The organism is Micromonospora sp. NPDC004540 (assembly GCF_040610095.1).
Classification (GTDB): Bacteria; Actinomycetota; Actinomycetes; order Mycobacteriales; family Micromonosporaceae; genus Micromonospora.
Genome location: NZ_JBEXLR010000004.1, coordinates 69407 through 81689 on the forward strand (window position 1 = coordinate 69407; position 12283 = coordinate 81689).

Below are 12283 nucleotides of genomic sequence, written 5' to 3' on the forward strand. Positions count from 1 at the left end.
CCGGTCGCGCAGCGATCAGGGAAAGGCCGCAAAGGCCTCGCCGCCGCTCAGCTAGCGAACTTGGGCCGCCTACCAGAAGGCCCAACTAACGACCCGCACTTTACTTCCACAACATCAACTGGAGTACCTGCTATGTTTCCGTTCGTGGATCACCTGAGCGAAGCCGTCGCAACTCTCGGCAAGAACGGCGTGCTCACTCCCCTCGCGGACCTAATCCGGCAGGTGTACCGGAGGGCAGCTGACCGACACGAGCCGGACCTCGGCGACGACGCCATGAGCTTCGGAACCACCGTCTGGCGCAACCTGACGAACCTGGGAGCGGCGCAATTCGCCGGTCTGGCCGGCGTCGACGCCCGGATCGAGGACAACTCGTTGGAGATCCTCTGCGCGGGCTACATCGTGCGGCTCTACTCCCTCCAGGGCGGCACCGGCGCGAGCGTCGAGTCGATCCGCTGGGAAGGCAGCGAAGCGCGGCTCGGCGGGGCCGTGGAGAACAGCCGAGGTGGCCAACTTGCACTCGACGACGAAGAGCAGTTCCCCGAGGCGTTCACCGGTGTGGTTCCGCGCCGGCGCCACGTTCGCGTCGCCCACGCGGGCGACCTCGACACCGGCGAAGCGGTCGCCTACCTCGGGCTGCCGCGGGACAACCGCGACGGTGGGTCGCCCTGGTTCGAGGTGCAGCTCTGGATCGGTCAACCGGCTCACCCGGTGCTGACGGCGAGCGGCAGCCCTGCAGCCCCGGATCCTGTCCTGCCCGGCGAGGTGCCGATCCCGGAGCTCGACGTCCTGGTCCGGTCGAAGCGGCGCGGTGACGGCGTGCCGCTGTCAGCGCTCGCGTGACGGTCACCCGCGGGCGGGCAGAAGCACCGGCGCTGGCAGCGGTGGCGTTCCAGCCGCATGCACTGACACTCGCGCGGCGGTGGCGACGCATCCGCAAGAAGGAACTGGCCCACCAAGTCGGTGTGACCGCCACCGCAGTGAGCCAGTACGAGCTGGGGCAGTCCCGGCCGTCGCCCGCGACGCTGGCCCGCCTCGCCCTCGCCCTCGCCGTCCCGGTTCAGTTCTTTGCCGCCGGCATACCTGCTCCAGCCACAGCCGGGCACCCGCACTTCCGCAGCCTGCGCATTACCACGCAGGCCGAACGGGACCAAGCCCTCGCCTTCGGCGAAATCGCTTGGCGCGTCGTTGACGCCATCGAGCAGCACCTGGAGCTGCCGGCGCTGCGCCTGCCGTCGATCGATTTGCCAGAGGACGCCTGCAACCGCGACATCGAGGCGGCAGCGGTTGTCGCGCGCCACGCCTTCGGCCTAGGCGACGAGCCCGTGCCTCACATGGTCCGCCTTCTCGAGGCCGCCGGCGTCGTCGTGCTCACCCTGCCGGACGTCTCGGAACGGGTAGATGCCTTCTCCCACTGGTACGGGACCAGGCCGTTCGTGTTCATCAGCCCGCGGAAGAACGACAAGGCGCGCTCTCGGATGGATGCCGCACACGAGCTGGCCCACCTGCTGCTGCACCACGACGCCGAACCTGGCAGCCAGATCCTCGAGCGGGAGGCTACCGCCTTCGGCTCGCATTTCCTTGCGCCGAGCACTCGGCTCCGCGACGAGCTGCCCACCCGACTCGACTTCGACCAGCTGCAGCAGGTCAAACGCCGCTGGGGCCTCTCGCTCAAAGCACTTGTCTACCGAGGCCACGCCATGGGCGTTTACAGTGACTACACGTATCGGCGGGCCATGAACATGCTCGCCGAGTGGGGCTACCCGGAGCCAGCGGACCTGGGCCCTCGCGAACAGCCCTCCCTACTAGGCAAAGCAGCCGAACTCCTCGCCGAACACCAGCACACCGTTGCGTCCGTCGCACAGCGGGCCGGCATGTCGGCCGACCTGCTCGGCGTCGTAGTCGCCGCGGGCTCGCAGGCTGCCCCGCGAGTCACTCTCGAGTAATAGCCCAGTACGCAGCCGTCCGGACTGCCGCGGTAGCTCAAGCCTCAGCCGGAACCCTGCGGTGCACCAACTCGGGAGCCGCCCCCGGTGCATGATGGAGAAGCCGTAGCCCAGCACCTCTCATCGTCTTCTGTCCCGCCACCTGTTGCCGCGCTTCCTGTCGGCGGTCCGGCGTAACGTGACCTTAGTCGCGGCCCTGCCCGGTTCTGGGGCGAGGAAGGAAGTGGTCGGATCATGGGTGCGGCTCCTGACCTGATTCCGTTGGCCAAGGGCGTGGTCATCTTCGGTGGCGAAAACGCGTACTCCTGGTACCGCAACCAAGCTCATCAAGGTGGGGCTGTACTCATGGGCAGCCAGCACCGGCGGTAAAGGTCTCCGGCCGGTGGATGATCTCCAGAGCAGACGTTGCACGGGCCGTCGGCGCCGTCCGACGCTCGAGCGCTGAGATCACCCGGCGGACCGCCGACTACGAAGCCGGCATTTTGCACGAAGGGCTGGTCGAGCTAACTGGAGGTCGTCGCTGTACCGTCCGCGGATCGTTTCATCTGCTGACAGTCCCGCAGCCGATGGCTCCGGCGGACAGTTGGTGGATCTGCAACTACTGTCGCCGGCCGGCGACGAGCCGGCATGATCTGGACAGGGAATGCCACCGTTGTCGGGACTGGAGCCCGTGCTCGAATGACTGCACCCTGGCGCGCGTCTCCTGCCCCTCGTGTGAGCCATCTCTGACCTTCGGCCGGGATGACGGTCGCTGAGGGTGCGGGCGACGGCCTCCACCAGCATCGCGTGGCGCCCAGGCTGTTGCGACCAGCAATAGCCTGTCGTACCTTCGCCGTACCTTCTCGCCCCTTCGCCGTACCTTCTCGCCATGAACTCCGGATTCCATGCGGCGTGGGTGCCGTTCACGGCGGACCGTGCGCTGGAAACGGCAGCGGCAATCGCCATAGAGTGGGCGGAAAGGGCTGCCGTCGCTCATCAGCGGCCTGCGGTGCTAAAGGACGTCTCGTAACTCGCTGTAGGTGTTGCCCCGCCCCGGGGCTGGCGGTTCAGCCGGCGAGGATGATGTTGTGGAGATGGGCGATGCCGGAAGCAGCATCGGTCAATGTATGGGCGGCGCGACGGTAGTCGCGGAGGATCTTGAAGCACTTCATCCTGGCCAGGGCGTGTTCCACCTGTGCTCGGACGGCGCGGTGTTGTCTGTTCAGGTCTGCCTTCCACTCGGGTAGCTCGCTGCCGTCGGCTGGCTTGCGGTACGGGATGATCACCTCTGGGTTGCCGCGGTAGGCGCCGTCGGCCATCACCGGCCGTCCGGCCAACTTCTGGTCGAAAGACCGACATTCTGCTGCGGTGGCGAGACCGAGACGCCTTCATCGGCGAGTGCAAGATCTGGCACGGCCCAGCCAAGTTCGTCGAGGCTGTCGATCAGCTCCTCGGCTACACCATCTGGCGTGACACCCGAGTCGCGTTGGTGCTGTTCATCCGTAACCGAATGGACACCAGCGCCGTGATCGACAGCGCCGCAGCCTGCCTGGCCAAGCACTCCAGGCTTCTTCAGGCCATTACACCCGCGGAGCCAACCCGCCGTCGTGACTACCTCCTCCACGCGCACGGGGATCGCCAACGCGTGATCAGGCTCTCGCTGCTACCTGTCGTCCTCCCCCAACCGAGCTGACCCATCGAGGCGGAGAGCACTCGGGGCCGATGACGCCGGTGCCACTATGTCCCGCGGCCGGGCATCGCCTTCGTCGCCGTCTGCCGAGTCCCCACCGCGCGGGTCAGAGCCGAGCAGCAGACTCTGGGAGCAGGAATGGCCCATCGCGGCGGTCCACGACGGGGCGATGTCGCCGCCTGTACCTATCCTGGCCAGGTGGACGTTGTAGCGAAAGACTTCTTCATCTCGTATACGGCCGCCGACAAGGCGTGGGCCAGCTGGATCGCCTATATCCTCGAGGCGGACGGCTTCGCCGTGACGATTCAGGAGTGGGACTTCAGGCCGGGCAGCAACTTCGCCGTTGAGATGGACAAGGCCCTGAAGCAGTGTCCCCGGATGATCGCTGTGCTCTCCCCGGCGTACCTGAAGGCGCCCTTCCCAGCATCGGAGTGGGCAGCCGTCTTCGCCAGCGACCCGGAGGGCGCGAAGAACGCCCTCGTGCCGATCATGGTGCAGGAGTGCCAGCCGACAGGGCTGCTCAGTCAGGTGGTGCAGATTCGCATTCACCGACTCGACGAAGCCGCTGCGCGGAAGCAGATTCTCGAAGGCGTCCGCCGCGAGCGGAACAAGCCCTCCACACCCCCGCCGTTCCCCGGCACCTCGGTGGCGTCCACTGATTCGCCCGCTCAGGCTGTGCCATATCCGACAGCCAGCGCCGCCGCGCCGGCCAGCCCATCGCGGCTGCGCTGGCAGAGCCCGGCCCCGCCGGTCAGCGTCTCCTGGCGCAGCGACCTTGACCAACGTGCGCAGGACCGCAGGCTAGGCGCCGCAGCCGTCGAGGTGCACCTGGTCTTCACCGCCGACGACGCGCGACTGCAGGTGAGCGAGCTGGCCGCCCTCGCCGACCTGCTGCCCGACCATGGCCGACAGCACGGCGTATTCACCCGGCTGGAAGCCCTGCACGCGCACGCCGACTCCGCCGTCGCCCGGGCGACGAGCAGCGGTCGGGACAACGAGAAAGGGCTCGTGGTCACCCGATCCGGGCAACGGTCAGCGTGGGCCCCGCTGCCCGAAGGTCAAATGGGCGCGGTGCTCGACCGGGACGACCTGACCAAGCAACTCACTGGCATGCTCAACACGCTGACGGCGCTGGATCTACCTCACGGCGACCTCGTCGTACCCGCCATCGGGCTCGACCCCGCCACCATGATCTCCTACGGCAGGGTCAACGTGCCGAGCAACACCGCCACCTACGGGTTCGGGCAGGCAGACCACATCCACGTCTCCCCGGACGAAGCCATCGACTACGGCAGCGTCATCGCCCGCCCCGCCGACGTGGCCGCCGAACTCGTCGCACGGCTCATCGCCGACCACCGGGCCGCCACGGGCCTACGCTGACAGTCGTCAGGGACACGTCCAGATGGAGGACAGCGTCCTGCCACGGTGGCCGTCGCGCAATGACATGAGCATCCGCCGGTACCGGGCGGCGTGCATGATCCCTTCGAGGATGACTTGGCCGTGGTCGAGGGCCATGCGGACCGTCTGTTCGATGAGGGCCGGGCGCGAGCCCACCGGGCTTGTCCCCGTCCCGCCGAAGAGATCCACGTAGATCGTCTCGGGGTTACCAACCATGACGGATCTCCTTGGCGGCTCTGCACTTTCTCAATACGTCGCGACCGTCTTCTTGACGTCACCGTGCCTGACGGGCTGGCGCGCGGACGCCACTATGGTGCTGCTGACCACAGAGGATGGGATGGTTCCGGGTTGACTATCTACCGGGTGACGCTCGACGGATCGACGCATGACCTTCGGCGACTTGCGCAGTGGCTGCGGGAGAAAGACGAGATCCGGACGACTGCGAAGATCGCGGTCATGCCCGTGCAGCCGGCGCCGGGGACTATGGGCGCCACCGAGGTCATCGAACTGGTGGTCAACATCGGGTTCTCATCGGCGAATCTCGCGCTGGCAATCGCGGCCTGGCGGCGCAGCCGGGCACAGGCGCCGGTGGTGCGGATCGAGGTCGGCGAGCGGACCGTGGTCATCGACGTCACCGATCCGGCCGAGGTGACGCGGGCGATAAAATCGGCTACAGCGGACGAGTGACCGCAGTGACCCTGCCGAGCCCGAGCGGATCGCGAGCGTGCCTGATCGGGACCGCCGGGTATGTGCATCTCGACCCGCTGCCAGCCGTTCGGAACAACGTCCAGGCGCTCGCCGATCACCTCGCCGCGTCGGACGGCTGGCAGCTTCCCCGGGAGAACATCCTGCCGGTGGTCGACCCCGGGCAGGTGGCCCACCTGGTCGAGCCGGTCCGCCGGGCAGCCGCCGAGGCTACCGACACCCTGCTCGTCTACTACAGCGGACATGGCCATCTGGACGACCAGATGCAATTCTCACTGTCGCTGACCGGGTCACGTCACAACGAACCATGGACATGCGTGCCGTTCACCTGGATCAAGACGCTGCTGGCCGACACGCGGGCCACCCGCCGGGTAGTGATTCTGGACAGTTGCTTCAGCGGCAAGGCACACGGCCTGATGGCGGGCGCAGCCGACGCGGTCCGCCTGCAGGCGGCCACAGCGGGCGCGGTTGTCCTCAGTTCGGCGAGCGAGGACGGCCCGGCGCTTGCCCCGCCGGGCGAGCGGTACACCGCCTTCACCGGAGAACTACTCGACTTGCTCACCAGCGGCATCGCCGGCGGCCCCAAGGTGATCACGGTGGATCTCGCCTACGCTCACGTCAAGTCGGCGCTCGCCGCCAGAGGCCGCCCCCTGCCAGAACGCACCGGTACGGATACGTCCGGGGCGCTCGGCCTGGCTCGCAATCCGCTCCACCGGCCAGAAGCCCCGGTACAGGCCCGGCTTCCCCGCGGCGCCCGCCTGGTCGCGCTGGCGGAACGCCTGAACCTCCCGATGGAGCCGGGGACGCTCGCCCGGCCGAGCGTAGGCGCCCCTGACACCTCCCGGTCTCGTTACGAGATGCTCGACAAGAAGGTCGGGATGGGCGGTATGGGCACGGTATCTCTGGCCTGGGACCACTTCCTGAGGCGAACGGTCGCGTGCAAGACACCACACGACGGCTTACACCTGGAGACCGCGTTCTGGGCGGAGGTTCGTGCCGTAGCCGCACTCAACCACCCGAACATCGCCGCCATCTACGACGTAGTGGAACAGGGCGGAAGGCGGTTCTTCGTGATGGAGTACGTGCCAGGCCAGCCGCTGTCCGAGCTGACTGGGCACGGCGAGGTCGAGCCGGACGACGCCGCGGAGATCATGTGCGAGACGCTGGCGGCCCTAGAGCACGCGCACCGTGCCGGGGTGATCCACTGCGACGTCAAACCCGCCAACATCATGCTGACGCCCGAAGGCTCGATAAAGATTCTTGACTTCGGGATCTCGTTTTTGGTTAACGAAACCTCTGCGCACCCGCTCTGGGAAGAAGGGAAGATCATCGGCACACCCGCGTTTCTGGCCCCGGAGATGATCACCGGCTCGGTGCCCAGTGTGGCGGCCGACATCTACGCCGCCGGCGTCAGCTTCTTCCTGTTTCTCACCGGGGAGCATCCGTTCCCGCACACGAACATTCATAAGTTGTTCATCGCGGCCACGAAAGAGCCGGTACGGGTGCCGAGCTCGGTGCGGGCCGACGTTCCCGCAGCCTACGACAAGATCGTGGAGCGAGCCATGGCCAAGGACCCCGCCGGCCGCTTTCCGACGGCGGCCGACATGCGCGCGGCCATAGCAGAAGTCCTCTACGGCGCCCCTCCGTGACCACCCGTCCGGCAGAGCCGCAGGTCCGGCTCGGACCCTGCTGGTCCTCACCCCGGTGCTGGCGGGATGCGGTCGCTGTTCACCAGCGTGTATGCCCCGTCGACGCTGGGCTCGTTCCTGGGCGCATCTCCGGGCCCGGTCGCTGAGGTACGTGGCAGCGACCAGGGCGCGGGACGAACTGGTGGTGGTGAGGCGCAGCTAATACTTTCGTCCAGCCAACTTTGGAAGCTCTACTTCTCCGACAGCTGCTTGGCCAGCCTGTTGGCGGACGCCGCGAACTGGCGAGCCTCCTGCCCCAACGTTGGGTCGACCTTCTGCACATGAGCCCACGATGGCGACTCGATGATGACGTACAGCTCTCGGTTGTCGATGTTCTTGGTCTTTGCGTTTCCTACGACAAATGCTCCAGCACCGAAGGTGAAGGCGCCGGCTACGGCTTTCGATGCGAGGTTGCGACCCCGTACAGCCGTAATACTTCCGGCACTTTCGACCGAAACAACCGTGTCTGATGTCAGTGGCCTAAGGTCGAAACTGCCGTCAGCCTTCTGCACAGACACACGAGGAGGATCGGAAAACAAGACGACCGACTGGCCAACGCGCGCCTCGATCGCCCCCACTCGCCGAAGCTCTTCCTCAATACCCTGCTTTTTCTTACCGTCTTGAATGCCTTTGTTGATTGCCGCCACGAAGAACAGGACAACGAGTGCAAGGCACATGAACGTCGTGAACGAGTCGCTCATTCGCATCCCTTCTAACAGAGACACCAGGTGGAGTGTGGCTGCGGGGAGCTACGTCCGTAACCAGGAAGACGTTCGCGTCTGAACGCCCGGTTACCGTGATCCCAGGAACGCAGACACTAGTCGATCAAGGCCGACGCCGGCCTCCCCTGCACGTCTGACAGTTGAGGCAGTTTCGAAGAGCGCGGGCGGCAAGTAGCCGATCAAGGCGACCCTGACGTACCGCGTCGGACAGACCTCTGCCTGCTTGGCACCCTCGCTCGTCGCTGCCCGCGTCATGCCTGGATAACGCATGCGTAGACGAGCTCGACGCCGTCGTATCTCACAGTGGCGCGGGGAGCCAAGAACAGCAGCGGTAGTAGCCCGATACGTCGGTGGAAGCCGGTACAGGGCCGGCACTAATGTCAAGAATCCGACAGTTGCAGCGGGGTACGCCCGTCCAACCGACTGCGGCTTAACGCGAAGGCTCTTTACATATAGGGTGATGGCTCGAAGCTCCCACTTGGTCGACTCCTGCTGATCCAGGTGAGGCTGATTGGTCACAAAGACTGGCCGACGAGCACGCCCGGGCAAGGGCTCCGTCGAGATGTATGCAGGGGTTGAGGGGCTGATGCCGTCAGAGCGGGATTACTTGGACCTCACCAGAGCCCAGGCGATGAGTCAGTGGCAGGGCATCCTGGTTCGCGAGTCGAGACCTGGAGGCAGGCAGGTCCCCTTCACCCCGTTGGAGACGCTGCTCTGCCTCGCAGCGAGCCTCGTCTTTGATCGCCGGAAGTATGGTGGCTCCACGAGCCATCTGGCCGGAGAACCGGTTCCGACGCTTGCAAGGCTCTTCAAGCGTCCTAATGGCAGCATCATTGCCAAGATGTCCAACCTGGACGGCAGCCTCGCCCATGGCGCCAAACATGAGGTCCACGTCGCCGCACAGTTACTCGGCTCCCCCGCCCAGCTCGATGCTAGCTACCGCCTAATTCTCGACAGCGCAAGGATGGCGGGAATCGGGCCGGACGAGCTGCCGGATTTCCTTGGCCTTGAGGATGACGACGAGCTCGTGCTCCTTGGCCAGGAGGAGCTACTGCAGTCGGACCTTGAGGCGGCTGTCCAAGCGCAGGTCGCCCGGTGGGCCGAGAAGTTTCCGGACATCGCCGAATCGGTGACGGAGCGCCTCCTTACCGCCGCCGCCCGGGTTGGGCAACACCGGTTCGCCCGGAGCGTGCTGCAGAACAACGGCCACCGCTGCACATTCTGTGGGTTGGGAGTAAGGGCCGGCGGGCTCAGGGCCCAGCGAATGCTCGTCGCAAGCCACATCAAGCCTTGGCGCGTAAGCAATTCAGGCGAGCGGCTCGACCCGAGGAACGGGATTGCGGCCTGCCCCACCCACGATGTCGCCTTCGACACAGGTCTCTTGACCATCGACCATGACCTCCGCATCCACGTTCGCCCTGAGGTGCAGGAGGCTGCGGAGGACGACACAGCTGTGCGGTCGTCCTTTGGACGCCCGCCCCTGGCCCAGCACCTACTACTGCCGCAGAATGCGATCCCGCCTGGAGTCCGGTACCTGGACTGGCACTACGAGCACGTGTACCGGCGGGTGGGTGGTGCCCGTCCCCCCTCGTTTACCCCGGAAAGCCCACTTGTGGCATGACCTGGCGCCCTGGTGGCCGCCGACTCGTGGTCGGCGGCCACCAGCGTTCAAGCGGTAAATCGCCTACTGAACGGCCACCCGCTGCTTGTTGTAGTTGCTTCCCTGCCCGTCCGGCTTGTAGTTGCTTTCCACGTTGCCCGCGATGTCGATCGAGAACCAGTTGACGGTGATGTCGCTGTTCACCGTGATGTTCTGGACCCCCTCGCGCATCCCAGCCAGCGCCAGCTTGGACGAGCCGTACGTAGGCCGGCTCCCATCAAGCGTGTAGTACACGTTCGCCGGCTCACTCGTGCTGAACGTGAACGCCGTAGCCCCCGCCTCCTGCTTGACAACCTTCAGCGAAGTCTTCGGCTGGATCTTGTCCGTCGCGTACGCCCGGGCCACCTCGAGGATGGCGATGTTGCCGTTGGCGAACTCCATCGCCTCCTCGTGCCCCTCGGCGAACGGCGGCTGGAAGCCGACCGCGGTGAACCGCCCGGTCGCCGGGTTGTAGATGTCCGCGCCGACCTCGAAGTCCCAGCCGATGATGCCCCGGTTGTACCAGTGCTCGTCGGCGCTGTTGCCGGCCGCCGAGTACAGCACGTCGGTCACCGGTCCGGTGCGGCCCGGCCAGATCGCCGTGCCCCCGTACTCCTGAACCCGGGAGAGGATGTAGTCCGAGGAGGTCCAGAAGTACGCCTCGGTGCCCTGGTCGACCCGCGGCAGCACCTCCCGCCCGTCGGCCTTGTACGCCCCCGGCGGCCACATGAAGTACCCGCCGTAGGAGTGGGTGTTCATCGAGAGCTTGATGTTCGGGAAGGTGTCGACCAGCCAGACCTCGTTGCGGGCCTCCGGCTCGGACAGTTCGCTCGGGCCGGCGAAGGTGTCGCTGGTACAGCTGGTCGCCGATGCGCCGATGTAGCCGTCGAAGACGGAGCCGACCGAGAAGTTCCGGTTGATGTCCACGCCCCAGGCGTTGCTACGGCCCGGGTCCGCGTTGGACGCCGGGCAGTAGTTGGTCATGTTCCGCCGCTGCATGTTGAAGTCGTACATGCTGTAGTGCGCGCCGTCCGGGTTGACGACCGGCAGGATGAAGATGTCCAGGTCATCGACGATCTTGCGGGTGTCCGGGTCCTTCGCGTAGTTGCGCAGCAGCCGCTCGGCGGACTCCACGCAGACCAGCGGGGTCACCCATTCCCGGGCGTGCTCCTGGCAGTAGAGGAAGACGCCGACCTTCGAGCCGTCGCGGTGCTTGCCGATGCGCAGCACCTTCATCTGGAACGGCTCGCGGGACACGCTTGCGGGTGCCTTCAGGTTGTCGGTCAGCCCCGTCACGGGAACGGCGGCCACCACGCCGGTGCCGGTGTTGCCCCGGTACGTGCTGGCGGTGAGCAGCTTGGCCGCGTCGGCGTTGGCGTTGACCGCGGCGGCGACCTGCGCGGCAGTGCTGGTGATCGCGCCGGAGCCGTTGGTGGCCAGGCTCACGGTGACGGCCTTGCCGGCCACGCTCACCATCAGCGGGGCGTTCGCCGTGCCCGGGCTGAGCAGTGACATGGTGATGTCGTTGCCGCCCTCGGAACCGTAGGCCGTGGAGGTGACGTAGACGGTGCTGGCGGCGGTGCCGAACTGGGCCTGCGCGTTGCGCCGGTAGCCGTTCGTCTTGTACGGCAGGTCGATCAGCTCGGTGAGCTTGGGGAACTCCGTGGCCAGGCCGGTGAACCGTGCGGTGACCTCGGTCGGGTCCATGTAGTGGTCGACGAAGTCCGACACGTACGGGTGCTTGCCGGGGTCCTGTCGCGGGGTGCCCAGCCATTTCGCGACGTCGATCGTGGCCGAGCCGCCCTTGTTGCTGGTGATGGTGGCCTTGGCCGGCGGCGGTGATGGGGGACCGGGTTGCTGAACCGGTGGTACATGTACTGGCCGGCGTCGGTGAACCGGGACATGGTGGCGGTGCCGCCGGAGCCGATCTCCGTGCCTGACCCGCTGTCCCAGCTGGCCGTGAGCACCGTCGTCGAGTCGGTGCCGGCGCCCGACTTCACCTCGATGTTGAGGAAGAGCTGGTTGTCGAGGCTGGAGAACCATTCCGCCCGCAGCACGGTCAGGGTGTCGGTGGTGGCGGTCGCCGCCGTCGCGGCCCGGATGGCGGCGGAGCGTTCGGCCATGTTCTGCGCGTAGTCGCCCTGGTCGGAGATGGCGTCCTGGACGTCGAAGCCCTTGTCGAACAGCGCCTGGCTCTCCTCGGGGCTGAGGATGGCGTGCACCTCGATGCCGTTGTCGACGGGCTTGACGTACTCGGCGAGGTCGACGCCGAGTTGGTTGAGGCGGTCGATGCCCGACTTGTCGGCGACGACGATGCGCATCAGGCCGACGCCGTTCTGTTCGCCAGTCGACGACCGGTCGGGGGCTACCGTGCCGTCTGTCGTGGGGCTGGCGAGGCCGGGGGCGCTGACGGCGAGCGCCAGCGGTAGTGCGAGCAGGGCCAGGAATCGGCGCGGGCGGTTGGATCTGGTTGTACTCCTCATGAGAGTCCTTCCGGCAGGCGATCCAGAAGGCCGCGC

The 12283-nt window shown here is 66.5% G+C and carries 10 protein-coding genes and 2 pseudogenes; 6 read left to right on the forward strand and 6 right to left on the reverse strand.

Annotated elements, in window-relative coordinates:
• Positions 1–144 precede the first annotated feature (144 nt).
• Entirely contained in the window at positions 145–840 is a 696-nt protein-coding gene (locus ABZV78_RS02570) for a hypothetical protein (protein ID WP_355635015.1), read from the forward strand.
• Entirely contained in the window at positions 837–1943 is a 1107-nt protein-coding gene (locus ABZV78_RS02575; protein ID WP_355635016.1) for an XRE family transcriptional regulator, read from the forward strand. The genes ABZV78_RS02570 and ABZV78_RS02575 overlap by 4 nt, the downstream gene beginning before the upstream one ends.
• A 1046-nt stretch (positions 1944–2989) precedes the next feature.
• Here ABZV78_RS02575 and ABZV78_RS02580 read toward each other — a convergent pair.
• Positions 2990–3259: pseudogene (locus ABZV78_RS02580) on the reverse strand (transposase family protein); the annotation flags it as partial.
• A complete protein-coding gene (locus ABZV78_RS02585; RefSeq protein WP_355635017.1) occupies positions 3241–3483 on the reverse strand; it encodes a hypothetical protein in 243 nt (80 codons plus the stop codon). The gene ABZV78_RS02585 and the pseudogene ABZV78_RS02580, both read right to left, overlap by 19 nt.
• Positions 3484–3810: 327 nt before the next feature.
• Between ABZV78_RS02585 and ABZV78_RS02590 the strand changes: the two genes are divergently transcribed.
• Positions 3811–4992 carry a toll/interleukin-1 receptor domain-containing protein gene (locus ABZV78_RS02590; RefSeq protein WP_355635018.1) on the forward strand — a complete coding sequence of 394 codons (1182 nt, stop codon included), beginning with the start codon at positions 3811–3813 and terminating at the stop codon, positions 4990–4992.
• A 7-nt stretch (positions 4993–4999) separates the two neighbouring features.
• Here the strand turns inward: ABZV78_RS02590 and ABZV78_RS02595 are convergent.
• Positions 5000–5212 (reverse strand): annotated as a pseudogene (locus tag ABZV78_RS02595) (kinase); the annotation flags it as partial.
• A 161-nt stretch (positions 5213–5373) separates the two neighbouring features.
• Here ABZV78_RS02595 and ABZV78_RS02600 point away from each other — a divergent pair.
• Both ABZV78_RS02600 and ABZV78_RS02605 read left to right on the forward strand, forming a co-directional pair.
• Complete coding sequence (locus ABZV78_RS02600; protein WP_355635019.1) at positions 5374–5697, forward strand: hypothetical protein; 324 nt, start codon at positions 5374–5376, stop codon at positions 5695–5697.
• Positions 5694–7364 carry a protein kinase gene (locus ABZV78_RS02605; protein ID WP_355635020.1) on the forward strand — a complete coding sequence of 557 codons (1671 nt, stop codon included), beginning with the start codon at positions 5694–5696 and terminating at the stop codon, positions 7362–7364. The genes ABZV78_RS02600 and ABZV78_RS02605 overlap by 4 nt, the downstream gene beginning before the upstream one ends.
• Before the next feature lie 230 nt (positions 7365–7594).
• Here ABZV78_RS02605 and ABZV78_RS02610 read toward each other — a convergent pair whose 3' ends face one another.
• A complete protein-coding gene (locus ABZV78_RS02610) occupies positions 7595–8104 on the reverse strand; it encodes a hypothetical protein (RefSeq protein WP_355635021.1) in 510 nt (169 codons plus the stop codon).
• Positions 8105–8636: 532 nt separating this feature from the next.
• Between ABZV78_RS02610 and ABZV78_RS02615 the strand changes: the two genes are divergently transcribed.
• A complete protein-coding gene (locus tag ABZV78_RS02615) occupies positions 8637–9746 on the forward strand; it encodes an HNH endonuclease (RefSeq protein ID WP_355635022.1) in 1110 nt (369 codons plus the stop codon).
• 63 nt (positions 9747–9809) lie between these two features.
• On the opposite strand, the gene ABZV78_RS02620 is transcribed toward ABZV78_RS02615, so the two are convergent.
• Positions 9810–11495, reverse strand: coding sequence for a M14 family zinc carboxypeptidase (locus ABZV78_RS02620; RefSeq protein WP_355635023.1), 1686 nt, complete (start codon positions 11493–11495; stop codon positions 9810–9812).
• Positions 11402–12247 (reverse strand): hypothetical protein, encoded by an 846-nt coding sequence (locus ABZV78_RS02625; protein WP_355635024.1) that lies wholly within the window; start codon positions 12245–12247, stop codon positions 11402–11404. Before ABZV78_RS02625 ends, ABZV78_RS02620 begins: the two co-directional genes overlap by 94 nt.
• Between the last annotated feature and the right edge of the window lie 36 nt (positions 12248–12283).

Excerpts from the sequence above, each read along its gene's own strand:
- ABZV78_RS02610 (WP_355635021.1), bottom strand. The coding sequence starts at position 8,104 with ATGAGCGACTCGTTCACGACGTTCATGTGCCTTGCACTCGTTGTCCTG.
- ABZV78_RS02625 (WP_355635024.1), bottom strand. The coding sequence starts at position 12,247 with ATGAGGAGTACAACCAGATCCAACCGCCCGCGCCGATTCCTGGCCCTG.